The following is a 24185-nucleotide window of genomic DNA, read 5'->3' as shown; positions in this document are numbered from 1 at the left end:
CAGCCGCATTATTCAATGAAGTTGTTAAGGAACAGCACCTTACGAGCGACAAAGGCCTGTTCCGCTCGCACGCACCGCTGCAGGCGGAGCCAGATGCCCGATATCAGAATCGATTAACCATGATGATCGCTTCCCGGGCAACGCGGACGAGCCGCGATGGCCCGAGATCGGCTATCTGGCGCCCAGCTGGCGAGCAAATATCAGGGCGATCAGACTGATCGCCGCCGCCAGGATCAGGTAAAACGCAGGCGCCAGAATGTTCCCGGTAACCGCAATGATCCAGGTGTTGAACAAGGGCGCCAGGCCCCCGAATATTGCCACTGCAAACGCATAGCTGATCGCCAGGCCGGTGGTGCGCATCCGTGCCGGAAACAGTTCCGCCATCAGGGCACCAAGAGGACCCATATAAGCGGCTATCAGGACGCCAATGATCCCCTGAACGATCAACAATGTTTGCAGCGTCGGAGCAGCGGCCAGCCACGAGAACAACGGATAGAAAACCACAAGCATCGCGACCGCGGACGGAAAGGCGATCGGCAGCCGTCCATAGCGGTCCGACAGCGCTCCGAAAACCGGGATCAGCACGAGCTGGATCACGCCTACAAGCAATCCGCCGAGAAAGCCGACTGACGTTGTCAGGCCGAATTGCCGGGTCGCGTAGGTCGGCATGAACAGCACCACCGTGTACATCGACACCGTGCAGAGCGCGACGACACCAAGGCAGACCAGTAATCTCTTCTTGCTGTCGGAGAAGGCCTCCTTCACCGGAAACCGGCTGACCTGCAACGACTTGAACTCCATGGTCTCGTCGACATGGCGCCGGATGTACCAGGCGACCGGTCCGATCAACAGACCTATGATGAAGGGAATTCGCCAGCCCCAGCCTTCGATCTGGGCCGTGGTCAGGCTCGAGGTCAGAGTCACACCGATAACAGTAGCAAGAACGGTGGTGAGCCCTTGACTGGCAAATTGCCAACTCGCGAAAAAGCCGCGCCTTTCCGGATCCTGTTCGGCCAGAAAGGCGGTCGCGCTGCCGAATTCACCGCCCGCGGAGAAACCCTGGATCAGGCGCGCGAGCACAATGAGGACGGGAGCCAGCAATCCGGCCGTGGCATAGGTCGGCGCTGCTGCGATGATTGCGGTACCAACCATCATCATCAGGATGGTCAGCGTGAAGGCGGCCTTGCGTCCGTGGCGATCAGCGTAATTGCCGATCACGATCGCGCCGAGCGGCCGCATGAAGAATGGCACGCCGAACGCAGCCAGCGCCACCATCAGAGAGACGGTATCGTTCCCAGTCGGAAAGAACAGCTTCGCCATCGTTACGGCAAAGAAACCGTAGATGATGAAATCAAACCACTCGAGGGCGTTGCCGATCGAGGCCGCAGCAACCGCGCGCCAGCGGCGCTCATCGCCGGAAGACTTGCTCATTGTCGTTGCCGTCATGCGCAACTTCTCCGTGTGCCCCTTCGGAAAAGGCGTTGCGCTTTATTCATAGGTGAGTCGTTCATTTAGCGCCGCAATATTGCGCCGATACGCGCAAGCAAATTGGGACGCATCCATCACTTCCGACCACGAAATTTGTCTTCGTCAGGCACACGCCGCAGATTTTTACTATGCTGGTACATTGAAAATGACATCCGGTAGCCTGGAGCGGATCGCCATGCATTCTTTTGTCTACAATGCCCTCCCCGCCAGGGTGATTTTTGGCAGTGGCACCATCTCGCGATTGAAATCCGAGATAGAGCGGGCCGGCTGCCGACGCGCCCTTCTGCTCTCAACGCCGGAGCAGGCCGATGATCTCACGCGGATTGCCACGTCGATCGGCGCGCTCGCAGCCGGCACATTCACGCACGCCACCATGCACACGCCGGCCGACGTCACCGACCGCGCCCTGCGGCAAGCCCAGGAATGCGGTGCGGACTGCACGATCTCATTTGGAGGCGGGTCGTCGACCGGTCTCGGCAAAGCCATCGCGCTGCGTACCGATCTGACCCAGATCGCGGTACCGACGACCTATGCGGGATCGGAAGTGACACCGATCATCGGCGAGACCAAGAATGGGGTGAAGGTCACGCAACGCACGCTCAAGGTGTTGCCCGAGATCGTGATCTACGACGTGGACTTCACGCTGACGCTGCCTCAGCGCCTGACGATTACCTCCGGCACCAATGCGATCGCGCATGCGGTCGAGGCGCTCTATGCGGAGGACCGCAACCCGGTCATCTCGATGATGGCGGAGCAGGCTATCGGGGCAATGGGACGCGCGCTGCCTGCGATCGTGTCAGATCCACTCGACCGCGAGGCGCGGTCCGAGGCGTTCTACGGCGCCTGGCTGTGCGGGGTGTGTCTCGGATCAGTCGGCATGGCACTGCATCACAAGCTGTGCCACGTCATCGGCGGAGCATTCGACCTGCCGCATGCCGACACGCATACGGTCATTCTACCCTATGCAATGGCCTACAATGCGAAGGCCGCGCCCGATGCCGACGCCGCCGTCGCGCGCGCGCTTGGCGGTCAGGACGGCACGGCCGCGCTTGTCGAACTCGCCGCTCGGCTCGGCAGTCCACGCAGTCTGAAGTCGCTCGGGATGCCGGAAGCGGGCATCGATCGCGCCGCCGATCTTGCCGTGCAAAATCCATACTGGAATCCGCGGCCGATCGAACGGGACGCGGTTCGCACCTTGATCGCAGCCGCCTGGGCGGGCGACGCACCCAGGCCGCTTTCCTGACCCGCTTCGCCTGCTAGGGGTCGAATCCGAACATTCGAATCCCTTTTCGGCTGCCTCTTTTGCGAATGTTTGAATCCGGGACCACTTGCAACTATTGGATTCCGGTGGAGCTTTGCATTTGACATTCGCTTTGCGAACTCGCGGTTTGGGGGATGGCGAATGCCAAATCCGCTCCACTAGATGCGCGGGACCTCGGGCAGGACCACGGCTGGCGGTGTTGCGGCCTTGCCGGGGACGGGATCGAGAGGGTTCGAAGCGGTCTCACCTTTTGCGGTTACATTTTGCACGGATGCGCCCGCCGATGCCACTCCGGAAATCTCGGTGGCGGCATCGCGTCTGGCTACGGTCGGCGCTTGCGGCGCCGATCTCGCACTCGGCTCGACAGCCACGGGTTTTGCCGAGTTTTCCGCGCCCGGCGCCGGCCGTGGCGCGACCGCGACCGGTTTCGGCCTGGTTGGGAGCGGTGGCTTGCGCTGAACCGGACCGACCGCAACTTTCATGATCTTGGCAACCACGAGATCATGCAGCTTTGGCGACTTGTCGATGCTGCCATGGCCGATGCTCGCATCGTCGCTCAAATCCATGTTGACGAGTTCGCCCTTGTAGCCTTTGGGCGCCGTTACCTTTCGGCCGAAACCATTGAGCTGGTACAGGTTCAGCACGTGCTCCACATTCGCGGAAATATTGTGGGAGATGGTCGGATCGAAGAACACCGCAAGCCTGACGGGGATGCGTTCCTTGTCGAGACGCTCGGCAAGCTGGAACAGCACGTCCGCGCCGAGCGAATGGCCGATCAGCACAACGGCGCCCTGGTGACCCCGCGCACGGTCTTCCTCGATCTTGTTCGCAATCGATATCCAGCCATTGTGATTGAAGACCTCCGCCTCGATTCCCATCGCTGTCAGCCGCTCTTGCAGCGTGTCCATTCCGAGCGAGAAGACATTGAGAAGCCCGCGCAAGAGATAGACGCGCGTATCAGTCTTGACTTTGACCGACTTGGCGGCGGGGGCTTTCGGTTTGGGCGGCGGAGCAGCCTCTGACCGAACAAGCGTGCCCGTGATCAGCGCGACGGCAATCACCGCGGACAGCGCGACTCGATGACACGCAATCATGGCAAGCTCGATCCCCGCAAAGCGATCGAGCTATACCAGACATCCGTTCGACCCGGACCTGAAATCTGAAGCACGATGTTCGTGCCGGGCGGAAGCGGCCTGCTTTTCCCCGAAGATCCCAGTGAACCGGACGTTCAATCATACGCCCACGCGGCGCGCCGCCGCTCGTCGGCGCGCCGCGGATGCATCATTTTGAGGGCTTTGCCCGCAGGCCCAGCGCATCGATGATGTCGCGGTAGGTTTCGTCCTGGGCCTTCAGATAAGCCTTCGCCTCGTCGCCGACCAGAAAGACTCCGGCAGCGCCGGCGTCATTCATCCGTTTCTGCAGTTCCGGATTCGCCATGGTGGTCTTGAGTGCCGCCGCGATCTTGGCCTTCACGGGCTCCGGCGTCCCTTTCGGCACATAGACGCCATGGAAGGCATTGATCGAGAGCGGCACGCCGTTTTCGCGATAGGTCGGCAGATTGCCGTAGAGATCGGATCGCGCGTCGGAAGCGACCGCAAGAACGCGGACCTTCTTGCTCGCCACCAGACTCTTGTATGACACCGGCACCGCGACATGGATATCGATATGGCCTCCGGCGAGAGCGATGGCTCCGTCGGAATCTCCCTTGAACGGCACGCTGATGAGATCGACACCCGCCGCGCGTGCGAAGCCGGCCGCGAAAATCTGTGCCGAGGCTCCCGGTATCATCCCGATCTTGAGCGAGCCCGGCGTTTTCTTTGCGTCCGCGATCAGTTCCTTGAGCGTTTGCCACTTGGCCGCGTCGTTGACCGCAAGCGCCGCAGGATCGGCGTTCACGATCGCCACGAGTTCAAAGCGAGACAGATCGAGCGGTGTCGGAACGGTGTATTGAGCGGTCACGGCCGCAGTCGAGAAGAAGCCGAGCATGTAGCCGTCGGGTTTGGATTCGGCGACCTCGTTCGACCCGAGAACGCTGGATGCGCCGGGCTTGTTGACGATCGAGACCGGCTTCCCCATCGGCGTCTGCATGTATTGTGCGATGATGCGCCCGATCAGGTCGGTGCGCCCCCCCGCCGGGAACGGAACGATCATGGTAACCGCTTTCGTCGGATAGTCGTCCGCCGCAACCGCCGGGGGAACCGCGAGCGACGTGGTGATCATCGCCGCCGTGACGACAAGGACAAATGTTCTGATCATGTGTGTCTCCGTTGCAGACGAGGTTTCCCGGCACTTTCGTTTCGCTGGTCTCCGCTTACGCAATGGCATCGGCGCGGCGCATGCTGGCGATCATCGATGAGCGCATCACGATGTCCTTGGCGCGCTTCGGATCGGCAGATGCCGAGCGCATGTCCTCGAGCCGCTCGCGGCGCACCACCGGGTCGGTCTCTTCCAGCAGACGCTTGTTCCGGATCGACTGTTCCTGGATGTTTTCGATCGTCACGGTACGGCGCTGGCGCACATAGCGGTCGAGGACGCTTTCGTCCGCATCACCGCGGATGACCGACACGAGCTTGTCGGTGAGGTTCATGGCATCCTGGACGCCGCTGTTGAGTCCGAAGCCGCCGATCGGGTTGTTCAGATGGGCGGCGTCGCCGGCAAGCAGCATGCGGCCATTGCGAAATGTCTCCGCTACCCGCTGATGCACGCGATAGATGGTCTTGTGGATTGTCTCGTAACGCTGAGGTCTGGGCAAAACCGACTGCAGCCGTTCCTCTACCACCTCCTCCGACAGTTCGATTTCCTCGCTCTGATCCGGCCGGCAGCCGTACAGAAACCGCCACATGCCGGGAGGCCCTTCGTGAGGCAGGCGGAAGACCGCGCACCATTCCACCGGATGCGAGATATAGGCGGTGTCGGAAAATCCGTGCTGCCCGAGATCGTAAGGCGTACTGATCAGGGCGAAGCGCTCGGGGTAGGTGAAACCCGTAAATTCGATGCCGGCCGCTTTGCGCACAATGCTTCCACCTCCATCGCAGCCGATGACCCAGCCGCCGTCATGCGTCTCGGGGCCATCGGGTCCGTCGGCGCGCACGCGGATGCGCTCCCCGTCCTGCGTGACCCCGGTCACACGACGCGAAAACATCACCGTGGCGTGCGGGATCGGGCGCAGCATGTCCATGAGAAGCGGCGTCAGCTTGTGCTGTTCGAGATGGAGCCGATACGGATAGGCGGTCTCGTCGCTCAGCAGGCCCAGTTCGAACGTGCCGATGACGCCCTCGCTGCGGTCACGCCACTGCCAGCGATGCACCGCAATGCCCAGTTCCAGAAGCCTGGCGGTCACCCCGATTGGTTCCAGCACTTCGAGCGAGGGCGGATGGAACGAGCCGGCCCGCAGATCCATGAACAGGTCATCATTGGCTTCGAGCACCAGAACCGGGATATCCCGGCTGGCGAGACTCAGCGCGCAGACAAGCCCAACCGGGCCGGCGCCGACGATGATCACCCTGTTCGCCGACGTCGCCGGCATGATTGCACCTCCCCGGCCGCAATGCTGCGGCCGGCTTTCCGCCTGTTGCAGTCAGTTCAGAAGCGGCGGCAGACCGTATTGCGACCACATCGCCTTGACGTCCTGCAGCATCTGCAAGGGCGGCAGCGAACGCGCCGGATAATGGTGCTTGCGGGTCGCATCGATGCCGACCTTGCCGCTATAGACCGCCTGCTCCTTGGGCATCGAGGGGTCAAGCGGCAGGCCGGTACCCTTCTCCCAGATAGTGTAATCGCGATCCGGCTGCACGCGCGTCGCGACATGCCACTGCACGTCATTGTCGTCGTAGATGTCGCAATCGTCCTCGACCACGATCACCTGTTTCGCCCGGTTCGGATAGACCGCCCAGCAACCGCTGAACACCGCCTTCGCATGCGAGGGAAATTGCGGCTTGATCCGCACAACGACATGCGACTGGCATGACATCGGATGTACATAGACATCGAGCACGCCGGGAATGCCGCATCCGCGCAGCCCCGCGAGCAGGATCGACTCCATCGCGATATCCTTGATGCAACTGCCCTCGCTCGGCGGCATCTGCTCCTGGAATCCCTGATGGATGGTCCCGTCGCGATAGGTGATGGCGGTCACGTCGATGATCGGTGACTGCGCGGCAGGTCCCATGTGACCATAGAACTCGCCGAATGGACCTTCGGTCTCGCGAAAGCCAGGCTGCACGATTCCCTCGATGACCATCTCGGAATGCGCGGGCACCATCAGGTCGAGGGTCTCGCATTTGGTAACTTCGATCGGCTGCCCTGCAAGCGCCCCCGCCACGTTGATCTCGTCGATCCCGTAGGGGACACGTCCGACCGAGGTCATGCCGAGATAGGGCGGTGGACCGATGACGATCGCGACCGGCATCGGCTTGTTCGCCGCCTCGTATTTCTGCATGATCACGCCGGAATGCTTGGCCGGCTGCACCAGCACGCCGATCCGGTTCCTGCCCTTGATCATGCCGCGATACACCCCGGAATTCTGCACGCCGGTCTCCGGATCGACCTGGATCACGGATCCGGCGGACAGATAGGCGCCTGCATCCTGGCCCGGCGTCCAGGTCGGAACCGGGAATTTCAGCAGGTCGATATCCGCGCCGCGCATGATGCTCTGCTTGCAGGGCCCGCCTTTCACGACGACCGGTGCGATCGGATTTGCGAGCGCCTTCACCCATTTGCTGTGGATCGCTTCCTTGTCGATCTGGCCGTTGCGCGAGGCAACCCCAAGCGCCACGGCATAAAGCGAACGCGACGCGCCTAACGTGTTGGTCGCGACCGGCGTTGCAAATCCGTCGACATTCTCGAACAGCAGCGCGTAACGCTTTTCCGGCGGCAGCGACATCACCTGCCGGGTGACGCATGCAATTTCCCAATCCTTGTCGACCTTTTTCTTCACGCGTTGAAGACCGCCGATCGCCTCAAGGCGGTCGAGCAGATCGCGGAGCGACTGAAACGCGACGGGATGGGACGTTTGCAACATTCGGACGCTCCTTTTGGTGCAGCTAATGGATTGCAAGCCACATGCCACCACAAAAATGTTTCATTTCATAGTCCAAACCTATATCCTGCTGCCACGATGACTATTTGTGCGGCACCCTGACGAAAAACCGCGCAAAACTGCAAGAAATTCCCCCCTCAAGGAAACGGCCGAAAAGCCCTGCGAGACAAACATTCTTCATTTCAGGAGCGGTGGCACGGCTTTTGCGAACATGATTTCAGAAGCTGCGAACCTGATTTTCGGATGCGTTAGCGGCGCGACTTGACCGGGATTTCGCCGATGGAGGTGTTGTCAAATCTGGTTCTCGGCTTCTCGGTGGCCCTGCAGCCGGGCAACCTGCTGTTCTGCTTCATCGGCGTCTCGCTTGGGGTGGTGGTCGGAATCCTGCCAGGCCTTGGATCGGCCGCGACCATCGCGCTGTTGCTACCCATCACCTTTTTCCTGACCCCGACCGCGGCCATCATCATGCTGGCCGGCATCTGGTACGGCTCGATGTATGGAGGGTCGATCACCTCGATCCTTCTGCGCGTTCCGGGCGAAGCCGCCTCGGTGATGGTGGCGATCGACGGCTACGAGATGACCAAGCAGGGCCGCGGCGGCATCGCGCTCGGCATATCGATGTTCTCGACCTTCATCGCGGGCATGTTCGGCCTGGTGGGGCTGAGCCTGCTGGCCCCCACGCTCGCCAACTTCGCGCTGAGCTTCGGACCGCCCGAATTCTTCGCCCTCACCCTGCTCGGCTTGACACTGGTCAGCTATCTGGCGACGTCTTCGGTGCTGAAGGCAGTCATCGTGACCGTGTTCGGACTCCTCATCGGAACGGCCGGCCTCGATCCGGTGCAAAGCGCAGCCCGGTTCACCTTCGGTACGCTCACCCTGCAATCGGGGATCGAACTCGTGCCCATGGTCATGGGTCTGTTCGGAATCGCAGAGGTTTTTCTGCTGCTCGAGCAGAAGGCGGTGGCAGCGGTGAAGGCCCGTGTACCGTCCGGCATTCGCGCGGTCTTGCCTGGCCGGCAGGACTGGAAAGACGCCGCGCGTCCGATCGGACAGGGCACCCTCACCGGCTTTACCGTAGGGCTCCTGCCCGGAGGCGGCGCTACGGTATCGTCCTATGTGGCCTATGCAGTCGCAAAGCGATGGTCGCATCCCTCGCAGAAATTCGGACAGGGCGCGGTCGCCGGCGTTGCCGCACCCGAATCCGCGGCCAATGCCGCGACGGCGGCGGGCTTCGTGCCGCTTCTGACGCTGGGGCTGCCCGAAAATGCGGTGATGGCATTGATGCTGGGCGCCTTCATGATCCACGGCATCACTCCGGGCCCGACCTTGATGCTTCAGCACCCGGAAATGTTCTGGGGCATCATCACCTCGATGTTCGTCGGCAATCTGATCCTGCTGGTAACGATTCTGCCGCTGATCGGACCGATCTCGAGGATCACGACCGTCCCGAACTCCATCGTGATTCCGATCATCGTGCTCGCCTGTCTCGCAGGCGCGTATGCCGTCAACAACAATCCGGTTGATATCGTGACGATGACGGCATTTGGCGTCATCGGCTATCTGATGCGCAAGTACGACTTTCCGCCGGCGCCGATGGTGCTTGCTTTCGTGATCGGCCCGATCATGGAAACCGCATTGCGGCAATCCCTGATCATGTCGAGCGGAGATTTCATGACCTTCTTCGAGCGCAAGATTTCCGGCGTACTGATCGGCGTCGCCGTTCTGGTCGCGCTCTCCCCGCTCGTCGGCCGCGCATTGTCGTGGCGCAACCGGAAAGTCCGGGCAGCTCCGTCAGACCCCGCGGAAAAGGCGATTGTGCAATGACTTCGGCCGCAATGACTTCGCCGCAATGACCTCGGCAGCAATGACCTTGCCACAAGGGAAGTCCGAATGAAGCCGCATGGCTTGCATCCCGATCGCATCGCCGGCGCCGTGATCACCGCGGTCGGGGCGTTTCTGTTGTACACGGCATCGCCACTTCCATTCGGCCGCCTGAATTCGCCGGAGGCAGGCTTCTTTCCGATCGTGCTTGCGACGATGCTGACGGCCCTTGGTGCGGTGTTGTTCGTCAGTTCGTTCCGGACCGAGAGCTTTTCGCTCGAACTGACCCCGCGGAGCTGGCTTGTTCCGCTTTCCGCCGCGCTGCTGGTGGCCTACGCACTCCTGGTCAACCGCATCGGCTTCATCATCTGTACGACAGCGGTCCTGCTGACGCTGACAAAGGCAAACGGCCTCACCTGGCGCACGAGCCTGCTGCTTTGCGTGCCCGCGGTCCTTGCGGCATATATCGGTTTCAGCGAGCTCGGTGTACCGCTGCCGCGTGGAATATTCGGCTGGTTCTGACCGGTCGTCGCATGGCATCCGGCAATCAATCGCGAACCGCACCGGATGCAGCAAGAAGCCTGGCCAGCGGGAACGCATCCACCTCTGCCCCATGCGCCGCGAGTATGGCCATTGCATTGGCGCGCGCAGTGCCGTCCTTCGTCATGGCCTGCGACTGACCAAGGTCGTCAGCCAGACGGAACAGACGAGCCTGTTCGAGTTGTTCGGAAAACAATTCCACGTCGGCGACGCGCTTGCGAAGTGCCTGAACTTCGGGTTCGTCGATTTCGGGCATCTGCTTCAGCCGTTGCCTGACCGTGCGCAGCGGACGGACCACCTCCGCCGCCCACGGGACAACGGCGCGATCAATCCGGTCGAGATCTGCCCGTTCGAGCACAACTCCCCGCACGGCACCGAGCCACACCGCGAACAGCACCACGTTGACGTCGATGCCGAGCTTGTCCTGCAATTCGAGGCATTCCGCAGCGACACCGGGCGCCGCATAGACGCGTAACGAAAATTGCCAGAACGGATTGTCGATTGCGAGCGGCGCCATCGTTCAGACTTCGGCCGGTTTGCGCGACTTGCCGCTCCAGCGGCGCACGGTGCCGAGGTCAACATCGAACAGATCAAGCACTCGTCCGAGCGTGTGATCGATCATCTCTTCCAGCGATCCGGGGCGCGCGTAAAAGGCAGGCACCGGCGGATAGACTATGGCGCCGGCCTCGGTCACCGCAGCCATGCTGCGGATATGGCCGAGATGCAGCGGTGTCTCGCGCAGCATCAGCACCAGACGCCGGCGTTCCTTGAGACACACATCGGCGGCCCGCGACACGAGATTGCTCGTCACTCCGCTAGCGATTTCCGACATGGTCTTGATCGAACACGGCGCGATGATCATCCCAAGGGTCTTGAACGAGCCGCTCGAACAGGCGGCTCCGATATCCTGCTCCGGATAGGTGACGGTCGCGAGCGCCTCCAAATCGGCAACCGACATGTCGGTCTCGTATGACAGCGTCATGCGCGCCGCACGCGAGACGACGAGATGGGTCTCGATGCCGGAGTCCTTCAGCAGTTCAAGCAGCCGAATGCCGTAGATCGCGCCGGACGCTCCGCTGATCCCGACCAACAATCGCTTCGCAGCCAAAAAACCTCCTGATGCCCTGCGCGCTCAGCCCTGAGGCACTGCCACGGCCGCATTCCGCCCGGCTCCGATCGGTGCCGTACTCGGTGCGAGCGAGCGGCGGATCTCTTCAGTCAGGTCGCGAATATGCGACCGCGCTTCGCGCTCGGCGCGATCGGGATCTCGCAGTCGCAACGCCTGCAGCAATCGCTCATGATCGTCGCAGGAGTGCGGAAGATGCGTCGGCGTATATTTGCGTTGCACGCGCATCGCCCGGATCTGCGCGAGAACGGACATCAGGAGCCGTTCGAGCGTCTGGTTTCCGGAAATGCGTACCACCTGCTCGTGAAACTCGAGGGCGGAAGCATAATAGCGATCGACGTCGCCCTTGCGCAGATAATCCATTTGATCGTCGATATTCGACCGCAGGCCGGCAATCTGACGATCGGTAATGCGTTCCGCGGCGAGCCGTGCCGCCATTCCCTCGATCGCCTCGCGCGCGAGATAGATTTCGATCACGCGCTGGGGGTCGTAATTGATCAGATACACACCCTGGCGGGGCACGATCTCGACGATGCCCTCCGCCTCAAGCCGGTTGATCGCGCCCCAAAGCGGCGTCCGGCTGACGCCGAGTTCGCGGCTCAGTTCCTCAACGCTGATCTTGTCGCCGGGATTGTAGCGATTGCCATTCACAAACAGCTCGCGGACGAAGGAATAGGCGTCCCCGCTCAGGCTGGTGCGACGCAGCTTCTTCAAAGGGTCTCTCCCGGATGGAGCGCATTATGTTTCATGCCACAACCACGCTCATACCGGGGTCGGCGGGTCGGCTCAAGGGGAGCGGATGTATCGGCCGATAGCAGACATCAATGATCGAGACATTCTAGCATTTCTACGATTTTCGTGAATTTTTCGCGGGGTTTGCCCTTCGGGCGACCCCGTCCCTGTTCGGCGGAATCGATCCGCTGCCACTCGGCGTAGCTGGTGATTCGCTGGCCGCGGGTTCCCAGAGCTTCAACAAGCAGCCGCGAGCCCGGCTTCGGGTGGGGCGGCGTACCCTGAAAGTCCTCCAGAACGGCTGCGACCGTCTCCACGCTGTCGGCGCGGTTGGTTCCGATAATGCCCGTGGGGCCACGCTTGATCCACCCCGTGACATAGAGGCCCGGGATCGTCCCGCCGCCTTCGACACAGCGTCCCCTGACATTCGGGATGGTTCGCGAACGCATGTCGAATGGTGCGCCAGGCATCGGTTCTCCGCGATATCCAACGCTGCGGAAAACAAGTCCACAATCGAGCCGCCGGGTGCTGCCATCGGCAACGGCAATCTGCTGGAAAGCATCTCCCTCGAGGCGGTTGCGGGTCAGCTCGATGGCCTCCACCGCGCGCTCCCCGCACAGGCGCAGTGGACTTTCCAGAAAGCGAAAATGCACGCGGCGCGACGAAGCAACCGGATCGCCCTGGGAAAAGGAGCGGAACAGTGCGATATTCTTGCGGCATTCGTCGCCACCGACCGCGGCGAGTTCCTCCTCGCTTTGCGGGTTCAGAACGAGGTCGTCGGGATCAGCGACCGCCGCGCAGTCCCTGATCGTTGCGAACTCCTTCAGCTCGACCGCAGTGAATTTGGCCTGCGCCGGACCGCGACGGCCGATGACGAAGATATCCCGGATACGGCTGCGTGACAGCGCGTCGAGCGCGTGACCGGCGATATCCGTGCCGGCCAGCGCATCGACCGGCGTAGCCAGAATCCGCGCCACGTCGGCTGCGACATTGCCCTGTCCTATCACCACCGCACGCTCGCAATCGAAGTCGAATCTGCGATCCCGGAAATCAGGGTGGCCGTTGTACCAGCCAACGAACTCCGTCGCCGTGTGGCTGCCCGGCAGGTCTTCGCCGGGAATGTCGAGCCTTCGGTCGGCGCTCGCCCCGAAGGCCAGGATCACGGCATGATAGGCTGCCTGCAATTGCGCCACGCTCACATGCATGCCCACTTCGATATTGCCGAGGTAGGAAAAGCGCTCGTTGCGAGCGATCCGCTCATAGACGAGGATCACCTGCTTGATCTTCGGATGGTCGGGCGCGACGCCGCCGCGCACCAGCCCGAACGGCGTCGGAAGCCGGTCCAGCATGTCGATCTTTACATCCGGGCGCGCTTTCAGCAGCGCTTCTGCCGCATAGAAGCCGCTCGGGCCGCTCCCGACGATGGCGACCTGCAGAGGATGCATTTCGGATGCCGCGTTCATTTCCGGATTTGTGCGTCAGCCGGCCGGCTCAGTATCCAAGCTCGGCGCGGCGGCTTTCCGCGGTCGGGAGCGGAGGCTGCTTGTCCTCCAGCACCGGAAGCGCACTGGATCGTTCCGCGTTGACCTCGATCCAGTGCTTCTGGTCGTCCGCGAGGTCGTCCTCCGAGAGGATCGCCTTGACCGGACAGACCGGTATGCAGGCCCTGCAATCAATGCAGACATTGTTGTCGATATAGACCATGTCGTCGTCGGCGTGGAAACACGCCACCGGACACACGGTAACGCACTCGGTAAACCGGCAGAGCCGGCAATTGTCGGTCACAACGATCGTCATCGATATCCAAGCTCACTGCTGCCCGCGGGTTGGGGTGAGAAACAAGCAAGAGGAATGCCGAAGATACCATCCCACGTCAGAAATAAAACATGAAACATCTTTGAATTCCAAAAGCCGCTTTGCTCATTTCTACAGCGGCTGTTGCCGAAAGGGACATCAAAACCAATCATCTTATCAACGATTTCTGCGTCGAACCGACGCGGATAGTCGAAGACTATGGACCCATTGACAGCGAAAACATTTCCGCGAATGATCGTGGCATAAAACATGAATAGCGGAGACGGCGGCCGCCGGAAGGCGTCGCACTCTACTCCGAGCGGCCAACCAGGAGGGGTTCATGTTGCAAAAATACAATCCAGCATTGCAGGCCGCCGCACTCGTCTGTGCCATGTTTCTTGGCGCGGGTGCGGCCACTGCGCAGGAGCCGGTGAAGATCGGCTTTTTCGGACCGATCACCGAGCGCTTTGCCGGCCTGGGACTCGACGCCAAGAAGGGCGCCGAACTCGCCGTGAAACAGGCCAACGCCGCGGGCGGCATCAACGGCCGGAAGATCGAGCTTGTGGTTTACGACGACCGTGGCAATCGCAGCGAGGCGGTCGCGGTCGCCCGCAAGATGATTGAGCAGGACAACGTCGTCGCGATCGTATCCGGATCGCTCAGCCTGACCAGCATCGCTGCCGCGCCGATCATAAGCGAATCCAAGGTGCCGATGGTGGCGGCCTATTCGAACGCCGTCGGGGTCGTCAAAGGCAACGACTATGTCTTCCGCTGGGCGAGCGTCGCCGACGTGCAGGGCTGGATTCTCGCGCATCATGCCGTCCAGGAGCGCAAGTACAAGAAGTTCGCTCTCCTGATGCAGGACGAGGAATATGGCCGCGGCATCATCAATGGCGCCGAAAAGGCGCTCCAAAAGCTCGGCGGCAATGTGGTTTACAAGAAGGCATTCCCGCCCAGCGAACGCGAATTCCGCGCGATGATGACGGAGATCAAGAATCTCGACGTCGACGCCGTGATCATGAGCGGTCTTGGACCGCCCCTCACCGCAGCCGGCCGTCAGGGCTACGAACTTGGCGTGTTTCCCAAGGCGCAATTCTATGTCGGCTGCGATCTGAACGAGATCGACTGGTACAAGGGGATCGGCGAGTATGGTGACGGCACCATCGGGGCACTTGAATTCATCACCCCGACCGATCATCCGTTCACCAAGGCGTTCATGGCCGCGTTCAAGGCCGAATTCAACGAGACCATCATCACCCACGAGGCCGGTCTGACCTACGATGCGGTCCGCCTCCTGATCGACGCGGCCAAGCGGGGCGGCCCGACGCGCGAAGGAATCCGCAAGGCGCTGGCGGAAACCAAGTCCTTCATGAATCTGTCCGGGGTCAATGTCGCCTATACCGAGATTCGAGAGCCAATGCTGCCGATCGCGCTCGGTCAGTGGGACAAGAATCTCAAGGACATCAAGCTTCTGAAGTTCATCGAGGACCCCGCGATGATCGATCCGCGGCCCTGGTACCAATACTACAAGTAAGCCTCGCATCGCCGATGCGCCTGTCGCGCATCGGCGCTTCTTCCTCGTCGGCACCGGCAGCGCGAGCTTTCTCTTGAACGCGGCAGTCTTCAGTCAGCAATTCGTCAACGGTCTCGCGCTCGGCTCGATCTATGCGATGATCGCGGTCGGGCTCGCCATGATCTACGGCGTGCTGCGGGTCCTGCATATCGCGCACGCGGGCGTCTATACCGCGGGCGCCTATCTCGGGCTGTATTTCTTCAACCTGACCGGCAGTTTCCCCTTTGCGGTACTGGCGGCGATGGTTTGCGCCGGGTTCATCGGCGTCCTGATCGAGCGCTTCATCTATCGGCCGATGCTGCCGAAACCGCGGATCGTCGCGCTGATCGCAAGCATCGGTCTGTTCATCTGCATGTCGGATCTGTTCCGCATTATCGCGGGTCCGCATCAGCTTGCCTTCGATGTACCCTCGATCGCCGGACGCATAACGATTGCCGGCATCACGGTGTCGGGCGCCGACTTCCTGATCCTGGGCGGCACGATCGTTATTTTCGGCTCCCTCTGGTTCCTCATGCAGCACACCCAGCTCGGCTTTGCGATCCGTGCGGCGGCGCAGGATATCGAGACTGCGAAGGTCATGGGCATCGACGTGAACTGGAGCGTCGCCAGCGTCTTCTTCATCGGCTCGGCGATCGCGGCATTCGGCGGCATCATGGTCGGTGTTCTCTACAACGCCGTCTATACCAGCATGGGCGACATCGTCGGTTACAAGGGGCTCGCGCTCATCGTGATCGGCGGGTTCGGCAGCATGACCGGCGCGGTGGCGGCGGCCTTCATCCTCGGATTTGCGGAGACCGCACTCACCACCTATTCGGACGTGCCGCTGTCGCGCGACGGCATCGCGATGCTCATGCTCGTGATCCTGATCCTGTTCCGGCCGCAAGGCCTGCTTGGAAAGGAATAATCCGGGTGCTCGACGCCTATGTCATCACCATCCTGACGCTGATGGCGATCTGGAGCATCGTCGCGCTCGGACTGAATGTGATCTCGGGATTTGCGGGCCAGTTCAACCTCGGTATCGGCATCTATATGGGTACCGGCGCCTATACCACCGCGATGCTCACAACCGCGGCAGGTTTCAGTTTCTGGCAGGCGGTGCCCTGCGCGGTTGCAATGTCGGCCCTTATGGGTCTGGTCACCGGCCTGCCGGCGTTGCGCGTGCGCGAGGACTCGCTTGCCGTGCTGTCGATCGGATTCGTCTTCGTGTTCGAGTCGCTTCTGATTTACCTCCCCTATTTCGGCGGCCCCCTCGGAATCAGTCGGGTGCCGCGCGTGTCCATCGGCGGAGAGCCTGTCAGCAACCAGACCTACATGCTGATTACGTTCGCAGCGCTGCTGCTCACCATCGGCGTGACGCTCTACCTGCGCCGGTCATGGATGGGGCTGGCATGGGAAAGCGTGCGCGAGAACGAGCTTGCCGCCAACGTCATCGGCATCTATCCGGCGCGGTTCAAGCTATACGCCTTCATGATCGGCGGCGCGATTGCCGGATTCGGCGGCGTCTTCTACGCGCATTTCATACGCTACGTGACGCCCTACGATTTCGGCTTTCTTCCGTCAGTCTACGTCCTCGTGATGGTCGTCTTCGGTGGGCTTGGCACGGTGCGCGGCGCAGTTTTCGGAGCCTGCTTCCTCACGCTGCTGCCCGAGCTGTTTCGCTTCGTGCAGGACTACCGCAATCTGATTTTCGGCATGACCCTGGTCATCCTCATGCTGTACGAGCCGCGTGGACTGCTCGGCGACGGCAGTTTCGTCTGGCGCAATCTGCGTTCGCTCTACCTGCGTTGCGCTGCCATCTTCAGCAACGGACGAACCCATGCTGCAAACTGAGGGGCTGACGCGCCGCTTCGGCGGGCTGACTGCGGTCAACGACGTATCGCTCGCCGTGAACAAGGGCGACATTTTCGGAGTCATCGGGCCAAACGGTGCCGGCAAGACAACGTTCTTCAACCTTCTGAGCGGCGCTTTCCCCTGCAGCAGCGGCAAGATCTTGTTCAAGGGCGAGGAGATTCAGTCGCTGCCACCGCACCAGGTCGCGCGCCGCGGAATCGGACGGACGTTCCAGATCGTGCGTCCGTTTCTCGAGCTGAGTGTCATCGAAAATGTGCTCGCTGCGATCGGCGTCAAGCACAGCGGCAACTTCATCTCGGCGCTCGGACAGAGCGGACGAAAGCGATTCCGCGATGAAGCGCGTGCGCTCCTGCGGCGAACACAGCTCGAACGCTTCGAGGACGATGTCGCAGCCAATTTGCCGCTTGGCCTTCTCCGTCGGCTGGAAATCGCGCGGGCTCTCGGCCTGCATCCCGACCTGATCCTGCTGGATGAATCCTTCTCCGGGTTGAGTCACCTCGAAGCAAATGCGCTTGCCGATCTCGTGCGCGAATTGCGCGAAGGCGGAATGACCATTCTGCTGATCGAGCACAACATGCACATCACCATGAATTTGTGCGACCGGATCGCCGTTCTCGATGGTGGGCAGAAAATCGCTGAAGGCTCGCCGGATGAAGTCCGCAACGACCCAGGCGTCATCGCCGCCTATCTCGGAACCGACGCATGATCGAAATCAGCGATCTGAACGTTCATTACGGGCGCGTGCGGGCGCTGACCTCGGTCTCGCTGTCCGTCGACGAAGGCAAAATCTTCGCTGTTCTTGGCGCCAACGGTGCGGGCAAGACCACATTGCTGCGCAGCATCCTCGGGCTGACATCGGCCAAAGGTGCAATTCGGTTCGAGGGATCGGATATCACGTCGCGTCCCGTCGCCGAACGGGTAAGGCGGGGAATTGCGCTTGTGCCGGAGGGACGCAAGCTCTTCCCCGACTTCACCGTCGCAGAAAATCTCCGCATCGGCGCCTTCAACCGCAAGGATCCGGATGGGGTACGTCGCGATATCGACGAAGTGTGCGAAGCCTTTCCCGTCCTGAAAGAGCGCTATCAGCAGGAGGCGCGCACGCTCTCCGGTGGCGAGGGACAAATGCTGGCGATCGGACGCGCCCTGCTGTCGCGTCCCAAACTGCTCTTGCTCGACGAGCCTTCGGTCGGGCTGATGCCCATCTTCGTCTCGGAGATTTTCAAGATGATCGCATCGGTCGCGCGCAACAAGGGTATCACCGTATTGCTTGTTGAGCAGAATACCAAAAAGGCGCTCGCCGTTGCCGATCGCGCAGCTGTGCTCGAACTCGGCCGGATTGCCTTCGAGGGCGGCGCGTCAAGCATCGCCGCCGATCCGCGCGTCAAGGAAGCCTATCTTGGCGGGTGACGAAGCCGGCCGAATATTTCGCGCATAATCAATAGCTGCCGACTCATATCGCAGCGTCCGGCTAATCCCCATACGTGCCGTAGGTGATACCGAGCTCCTTGAGCCAGCGGCGATATTCTACCGCGAGCCGATCCGAACGCACATGCAGCTCCTCCTTGAGATCGAGCGGGATACGCTCCGGATGCTGCGTCTCGACGATATGCTTGTCCTGCTCGAAGACCTGATCCTGCCGGCGCAGGATGTCCGCTTCCGTCAATTCGGCCCCGAAATTGATCGCGACGCCCAGCCGGATGATGCAGTTCACCTCGTCGACCGGCTGCGCGGTAAGGAAGGTACAGAACTGATCATTGTCGGTTCCGCGATGAGCCTGTACCGCATCGGCGATCTTCACATGCTTGTTGAAATACGCCGTGGTCGGCCGCAGCGCCTTGTAATGGTAGGTGGCATTCACAGGAACCTGCCGGTGATCGCCATAGGGCTGGTAGACGCTGATACCGGTGGTCGCGAGACCGTCCTCGCTCTTCGTCACCTTGTAGTCACGCAGCCTGTCGGGTGCGGCCATTACGCCATTCAGACCGGCATGAACGAACGGGAAATGGGTCGCATCGATGAAGTTCTCGATCGACCGGAACGCATTGGCGCCGAAGAAATACGGCCCTGCATGAAAGCATCGAAACGTGTCATCGCCCCATTGCGGGAAGGCCGGGATATCGTGTGAGGGGGCGCCGAGCGATCCCCAGATCATGCCATATCGCTCTTCGACCCGATGCGGGAATGCCCGCGCCTTCAGCGGCGGGGGCGTTTCCGGATGCGCCGGGATCAGCACGCATTTGGCCTCGCCGTCATAGCGCCAGCCGTGATAGGGGCAGACCACGTTGCCTTCGACTACCCAACCCTTGGAAAGTTGCGCGCCACGGTGGATGCACAAGTCCTTCCACAGATGGACCTTTCCCTCGTGCCGCCAGAGCACGAGTTCCTCGCCCAGCAACACCACCGGCATCAATTCGCCGTCCTTCACATCCTTAGAGAAGGCCACGACATGCCAGTCATTGACCAGCGCCGAATCCGGCTTGGCCGGCGTCGGACGCTGATACCCGCGAGGAAGAGCCTGCTGCAACATTCGCCTGTCTCCGTCGTCGGCAGCAAACCCGGCGATGCATTAAAGGCCGGGAATACCGTCCCTGCAACCCGCGTTATTCGGCGGCATCCATGCGTGTGAGAGACTCATTCCAGCGCTGGGTGACCGTGCGCGCCGGTGCTTCGGCTTTGGACACGCGGCAGAGCATCGCCTTCAGCGGGCTGGAACCCAGCACCACGTCGCAATTGTCCAGTTCGTCATCGACCAGGACGTTCGAGCAAACCTCGAACACGCCGTGATCGGGACCCGGCTCCTCGGGCAGCCACCAGCCATGCGGGATGGTGACGACCTTCTCGTGCGTCTGCTCGTTGACCGTCACCTTCATGCGGAGCTTGCCGCGCTTGGTTTCAATCCAGATGTAGTCATCTTTCTTGATCCCGAGCGCCTTGGCCGTCTGCGTGTGCATCTCCGCGATCGGCTCGGTGTTGAGTGAGCGAAGGGATTTCAGCTGACGACCCTGCGAGTGCCAGAACATCGGCTGTTTTGCACCGGTGTTCAGAATCAGCGGAAAGTCCTTGTAGACATCCGGAGTCGAAACCGGGCTTTCCGGCGGCTCGACATGCTCCGGAAGCGGATTGTAACCCCACTCTTCCATCATGGTGGAATACATCTCGAATTTTCCGGTCGGCGTGCCGAAACCCATCTTCTTGTACTTGTAATATTCGACAGGCACCTCGACGCCGTGCGGCTTCTTCTTCAGGTCGTCCCAGGTGATTCCCATGGGGGCGAGCCCCTCATTCGCGAACTGCTCGAGCGTCGGGAAATAGTCTTCGTAGCCGAGCTTGCGGCCCAGTCCGATGATGAATTCCCAGTCCGAGCGGCGCTCTCCCAACTCGGCAAGTTTGCGCGACACCAGGTCAAAATAGGTTGCCTGCGGCCCCTTGGTGAGAAGGTGGAAGCGCGGCTCCTCACGCTCGAGGTTGCCAGCCGCCGGCAGAACCACGTCGGCATATTCCGCCGTCGGCGTCATGAAAATGTCCTGCACAACCAGCAGATCGAGCTTCTTCATCGCCTCGATGATGCGCCCGGTATTCGGAAAGCAGGTCACCGTATTGTTGCCGACCACGATATAGGCCTTCACCGGATACGGCTTCTCGGTGAGGATGGTCTGGTACAGCGCCGGAGGATGTGCGTAGGCGTAAGGCGTCATGTTGATCGCCCTGAAGCGGTCGCCGCCGAGACGCTTCGCCGCCTGTTCCGGGGGCAGCTTGTCCCACAACTCGAAGTAATTGAGCTTGCCGGCGGGATAGAAGGCATTGCCGCCCGGCGCGTCGAGATTGCCGGTGAGACCCATGAGGATGAGAAGGGAGCGTGTCGCCTGGAACGTGTTGTTGCCGAGCTGATCGGTGCCGTTGCCCCACACGATGCAGCCCGGCTTGGTCGTGGCATAGGTACGCGCCGCGTGCGCAATCATTTCGGGATCGCACCAGGTGATGTCGGCAACCTTCGAGAGCGGGTAATCCTTCACCCGCTGGCGAAGCTCCTCGAAGCCGTGGCAATAATTCTCGCAGAACTCCCTGTCGTAAAGTTCCTCTTCGATAATGACATTCATCCAGCCGAGCGCCATGGCAGCGTCGGTTGCCGGGCGGAGCGGCAGCCACATGTCAACCGCGCCGGCAGGCTTTGGCTTGCGCGGATCGACCACGATATTCACCGGCTTGCGGTTCAGTGCGTCGGTCAGCGGGGTGTGGCCGATCAGACCGTGATCGTTGCTGGTGCGCTTCTGCGAGCCCCATTGCACGATGCAGGCAGGCTTGCCGTAGAAATCGGCGATCGGCGTGGTGTCCCAGCCTTTCTGGGAATAGGTGCCCGTAGCGGTAACCTTCGAAACGGCAACCCGGGGTCCATAGCAGAAATAGGCGATCGCGGTGATGTTCGGCGTGCCGAACAGATTGGCGAGGCGGCTGACGATATGGGTGTTGTTGATGCCTGTGCCGCGGCCGAAGGCCACCGCTTCGGCACCATGCTCGGCTTTGATCTTTTTCATCTTCTCGGCGATGAAGTCGAGCGCCTCATCCCAGCTGGCGCGCCGCCACTTGCCCTCGCCTTTCTCGCCGGCCCGGATCAGTGGGTAATCGAGGCGGCCCGGGTGATAGAGTTGCTCGACCGAGGCAGCACCGGCCTTGGAACACAGCGCGCCGCGGTTGATGGGGTTGTCCTTATCTCCCAGAACGCGCCGGATGGTGCCGTTCACCCGCTCGACGATGGTCCCGCAGCCGCCATGGCACATCCGGCATACCGCCTTGATTTGCTCCACGATTTCGCCGCCGACGGTGCGTTCGGGGGTTGGGGTCTGCAGTGTCACGGAGGATGCTCTCCTGTTCGATGAGGGAAGGCGGCCCGGCGGCGCTAACGTTTCATGTTTAATATCACGTTTTGCAGTGCGAAACAACGCGAATTGTCGCTTTCGGCCGAGCCGGCGTTTCGCGGCCTCTGTGCCAGGCGCTTCACCACTTGGGCGCCGAAAGTTAGCCGGCCTCAGCAGATGCCCGGCTCACTCCGACGAATCCGTTCCGGCGCGGTGTCGACGAACCGTCCCCCTCGCCCGCTGCAACGATCCGTCCCACCTCGCGACCCTTGCTGTTGCGCAGTCGGACCCGGCAGAGTGCCTCGGCCTCCCCCCCATCAAGAACACCAAGTTTCACCAGCACCGCCGCCATCGCCACTTCCGCAGCGCGTTGCGCTCCGTCATCGATCTTGATGGCGATACCGAGTCCCCGGCCCGGAATGATCGCGGCATGGACGCCTTCCGCCCCCATCTTGGTGGCAAAGCGCCCGCCGCCCAGCATCATGGCACGCTGATCGAAACGACCCGTCCCGCTGACCAGCCAGGGCAGAGCCATCATCGCGGTCACGATCCGCCGCGACGCCGCAGCACGAACCGGGGCCGATCCATGTCCGCTGCCAAGCTTCGCCATCCCCAGAGCAATGGCCTGCAAGGGAACGGCGAAGGCCGGGATCCCGCAGCCGTCGGTACCACACGGCGCAAGAGCGACGTCAGCTCCCATCATCTCGCCGAGCGCCAGCGACACGCGGCGCTGGACCGGATGCGACGCCTCGACATAGCCATGCGGATCGTCGCCAGCGTGCATGGCGGTCGCCAGAAAACCCGCATGCTTGCCGGAGCAATTGTTATGCAGCGCGCTGGGAGCCACTCCGCTTCTGACGAGTTCGTCGGCCGCGCCGCGATCGAACGGCGCATGTGCGCCACATTCGAGCGCGCCGGGGGTGAGCGCCATCATGTTCAGCCAGCTTTCGACCGTTCGCACATGCTCGCGCTCCCCGCTATGCGAAGCGCAGGCCAGCGCAACCTGCACGTCGGTCAGCCTGAAACGATCCGCGGCGCCGCTTTCGATCAGCGGCAGCGCCTGGATCATCTTGACCGCCGAGCGCGGGAATACCGGGCGGGCAATATCGCCCATTGCCGCAATGCTTTCTCCGCGGTCCGACATCACCGAAATCGCGCCGCGATGGACGCTTTCCACGACATTGCCGCGCCATACCTCGACCAGAATGGGATTGGGCTCCGACGCCGAATCCCTTTCGGCAAGGGACGGCGCCATCACGACGCCTTCAACAGATCGCGGGCGCGAAAGCGCATCCCGTCGCACGCCGCTACCACCAGGCTGTGTCCGGTCAGCGCTGACGTCTTCGGATTGGTGGGCGAGGCAAGCGCCAGTATCTCGAACAGGAAGGAGCCGAAATCGCCGTCGGCCTCGATGATCCCGAGCGGACCCGCGACATGCGGATCGGCGCCGAGTTTCACCCGGGTACGATCAAGTCCAAGCCCCGCAAGTGCGATTGTTGCCGCCACATTGGCATTCTGCGGATACAGAATCGCCGCCTCGCGCGCACTGCCCTCGAAGAAGATGACCCGCTCGGAATCGGCACGGTCGTCGAGCAGCTGTTCCGCCGGCGTACCGTTCCAGGCCTTGCGTTCCTTCAGCGACGTGTAGCTCGCGTTGTTCATGCCCGCGGTGCGGGCAGCGAGCAGTCCGTCGATCCCGGCAACCGCACCGCCGGCGATCCAGATTTCAGCCGTGCCACGCGCGGCATCGGCGAGTTCGCGGCCAAACTTCTGGTCCGCGAGTGCGCCGGTGGACGCGACCAGCAGGTCGCAGCCTTGCGAGAGAATTTCGGCGCCAAAGCTTAAGACCGCACCATGGCCGGCCGCCTCGATGACGATATCGGGCTGAGCCGCCATCAGTTCGCCGATCGAGCCGACGACCGGAAAGCGGCCGGCCGCTCGTGCGGAGGCGGCCGCAACCTGTTCCGGCTGTTCGAGAACCCCGACGACCCGGGCGATCTCGCCGCGTCGTTCCAGACACAGGATCACCTCGTGGCCAACAGCGCCGAAACCGATCAGCCCGATTCGGGCGGGAGATGGATTGCCAGTCATGAAATGAAACATTAAGG

General features: G+C 61.7%; 22 protein-coding genes. 8 read left to right on the top strand and 14 right to left on the bottom strand.

The genetic code is table 11. The features are described from left to right. Positions 1–171: 171 nt before the first annotated feature. Complete coding sequence (locus tag AB7F49_RS17395; RefSeq protein WP_428524543.1) at positions 172–1446, bottom strand: MFS transporter; 1275 nt, start codon at positions 1444–1446, stop codon at positions 172–174. Positions 1447–1663: 217 nt separating this feature from the next. Between AB7F49_RS17395 and AB7F49_RS17390 the strand changes: the two genes are divergently transcribed. Further along, complete coding sequence (locus AB7F49_RS17390) at positions 1664–2731, top strand: maleylacetate reductase (protein WP_428524541.1); 1068 nt, start codon at positions 1664–1666, stop codon at positions 2729–2731. Between the two features lie 176 nt (positions 2732–2907). Here AB7F49_RS17390 and AB7F49_RS17385 read toward each other — a convergent pair whose 3' ends face one another. The 4 genes from AB7F49_RS17385 to AB7F49_RS17370 form a co-directional block, all read right to left on the bottom strand. Then, positions 2908–3843, bottom strand: a complete 936-nt coding sequence (locus AB7F49_RS17385) for a hypothetical protein (protein WP_428524539.1) — start codon at positions 3841–3843, stop codon at positions 2908–2910. A 187-nt stretch (positions 3844–4030) separates the two neighbouring features. Further along, a complete protein-coding gene (locus tag AB7F49_RS17380; protein WP_428524537.1) occupies positions 4031–5005 on the bottom strand; it encodes a Bug family tripartite tricarboxylate transporter substrate binding protein in 975 nt (324 codons plus the stop codon). A 55-nt stretch (positions 5006–5060) separates the two neighbouring features. Further along, positions 5061–6275 carry an FAD-dependent oxidoreductase gene (locus AB7F49_RS17375; protein ID WP_428524535.1) on the bottom strand — a complete coding sequence of 405 codons (1215 nt, stop codon included), beginning with the start codon at positions 6273–6275 and terminating at the stop codon, positions 5061–5063. Positions 6276–6326: 51 nt separating this feature from the next. Further along, complete coding sequence (locus AB7F49_RS17370; protein WP_428524533.1) at positions 6327–7769, bottom strand: UbiD family decarboxylase; 1443 nt, start codon at positions 7767–7769, stop codon at positions 6327–6329. 297 nt (positions 7770–8066) lie between these two features. Between AB7F49_RS17370 and AB7F49_RS17365 the strand changes: the two genes are divergently transcribed. Beyond that, on the top strand, positions 8067–9611 hold the full coding sequence (locus AB7F49_RS17365; RefSeq protein WP_428524531.1) for a tripartite tricarboxylate transporter permease: 1545 nt from the start codon (positions 8067–8069) through the stop codon (positions 9609–9611). Positions 9612–9677: 66 nt separating this feature from the next. Continuing rightward, positions 9678–10130 carry a tripartite tricarboxylate transporter TctB family protein gene (locus AB7F49_RS17360; protein ID WP_428524529.1) on the top strand — a complete coding sequence of 151 codons (453 nt, stop codon included), beginning with the start codon at positions 9678–9680 and terminating at the stop codon, positions 10128–10130. Between the two features lie 25 nt (positions 10131–10155). Here the strand turns inward: AB7F49_RS17360 and AB7F49_RS17355 are convergent, their stop codons facing one another. From AB7F49_RS17355 to AB7F49_RS17335, 5 genes are all read right to left on the bottom strand, one after another. Next, positions 10156–10665, bottom strand: coding sequence for a TIGR02444 family protein (locus tag AB7F49_RS17355; protein WP_428524528.1), 510 nt, complete (start codon positions 10663–10665; stop codon positions 10156–10158). A gap of 3 nt (positions 10666–10668) precedes the next feature. Further along, positions 10669–11256, bottom strand: coding sequence for a UbiX family flavin prenyltransferase (locus tag AB7F49_RS17350; RefSeq protein WP_428524526.1), 588 nt, complete (start codon positions 11254–11256; stop codon positions 10669–10671). A gap of 24 nt (positions 11257–11280) precedes the next feature. After that, positions 11281–11988, bottom strand: coding sequence for a GntR family transcriptional regulator (locus AB7F49_RS17345; RefSeq protein WP_428524524.1), 708 nt, complete (start codon positions 11986–11988; stop codon positions 11281–11283). A 107-nt stretch (positions 11989–12095) separates the two neighbouring features. After that, positions 12096–13469, bottom strand: coding sequence for an FAD-dependent oxidoreductase (locus AB7F49_RS17340; RefSeq protein WP_428524522.1), 1374 nt, complete (start codon positions 13467–13469; stop codon positions 12096–12098). A 28-nt stretch (positions 13470–13497) separates the two neighbouring features. Further along, positions 13498–13803, bottom strand: a complete 306-nt coding sequence (locus AB7F49_RS17335) for a 4Fe-4S binding protein (protein WP_428524520.1) — start codon at positions 13801–13803, stop codon at positions 13498–13500. A 337-nt stretch (positions 13804–14140) separates the two neighbouring features. On the opposite strand from AB7F49_RS17335, the gene AB7F49_RS17330 reads away from it, so the two are divergent. The 5 genes from AB7F49_RS17330 (at position 14141) to AB7F49_RS17310 (ending at position 18631) form a co-directional block, all read left to right on the top strand. Then, positions 14141–15334 (top strand): ABC transporter substrate-binding protein, encoded by a 1194-nt coding sequence (locus AB7F49_RS17330; RefSeq protein WP_428524518.1) that lies wholly within the window; start codon positions 14141–14143, stop codon positions 15332–15334. Positions 15335–15407: 73 nt separating this feature from the next. Next, complete coding sequence (locus AB7F49_RS17325) at positions 15408–16277, top strand: branched-chain amino acid ABC transporter permease (RefSeq protein WP_428524516.1); 870 nt, start codon at positions 15408–15410, stop codon at positions 16275–16277. A 5-nt stretch (positions 16278–16282) separates the two neighbouring features. Further along, a complete protein-coding gene (locus tag AB7F49_RS17320) occupies positions 16283–17203 on the top strand; it encodes a branched-chain amino acid ABC transporter permease (RefSeq protein ID WP_428524514.1) in 921 nt (306 codons plus the stop codon). After that, positions 17190–17930, top strand: coding sequence for an ABC transporter ATP-binding protein (locus AB7F49_RS17315; RefSeq protein WP_428524512.1), 741 nt, complete (start codon positions 17190–17192; stop codon positions 17928–17930). The genes AB7F49_RS17320 and AB7F49_RS17315 overlap by 14 nt, the downstream gene beginning before the upstream one ends. After that, entirely contained in the window at positions 17927–18631 is a 705-nt protein-coding gene (locus tag AB7F49_RS17310) for an ABC transporter ATP-binding protein (RefSeq protein ID WP_428524510.1), read from the top strand. Before AB7F49_RS17315 ends, AB7F49_RS17310 begins: the two co-directional genes overlap by 4 nt. Positions 18632–18692: 61 nt before the next feature. Here the strand turns inward: AB7F49_RS17310 and AB7F49_RS17305 are convergent, their stop codons facing one another. The 4 genes from AB7F49_RS17305 to AB7F49_RS17290 all read right to left on the bottom strand — a co-directional run bounded on the left by AB7F49_RS17305 (position 18693) and on the right by AB7F49_RS17290 (position 24168). Beyond that, positions 18693–19751, bottom strand: a complete 1059-nt coding sequence (locus AB7F49_RS17305; protein WP_428524508.1) for a Rieske 2Fe-2S domain-containing protein — start codon at positions 19749–19751, stop codon at positions 18693–18695. A 73-nt stretch (positions 19752–19824) separates the two neighbouring features. Continuing rightward, positions 19825–22074, bottom strand: coding sequence for a molybdopterin-containing oxidoreductase family protein (locus AB7F49_RS17300; protein WP_428524506.1), 2250 nt, complete (start codon positions 22072–22074; stop codon positions 19825–19827). 163 nt (positions 22075–22237) lie between these two features. After that, positions 22238–23332 carry an asparaginase gene (locus AB7F49_RS17295; RefSeq protein ID WP_428524578.1) on the bottom strand — a complete coding sequence of 365 codons (1095 nt, stop codon included), beginning with the start codon at positions 23330–23332 and terminating at the stop codon, positions 22238–22240. Then, the gene (locus AB7F49_RS17290; RefSeq protein WP_428524504.1) at positions 23332–24168 is read right to left on the bottom strand and encodes an aspartate dehydrogenase; all 837 of its coding nucleotides are present in this window, start codon (positions 24166–24168) and stop codon (positions 23332–23334) included. Before AB7F49_RS17290 ends, AB7F49_RS17295 begins: the two co-directional genes overlap by 1 nt. Positions 24169–24185: the final 17 nt, after the last annotated feature.

The sequence above is a fragment of the Pseudorhodoplanes sp. genome, assembly GCF_050250235.1.
Taxonomy (GTDB): domain Bacteria; phylum Pseudomonadota; class Alphaproteobacteria; order Rhizobiales; family Xanthobacteraceae; genus Pseudorhodoplanes.
This window is presented reverse-complemented; position numbering and strand designations above follow the sequence as displayed.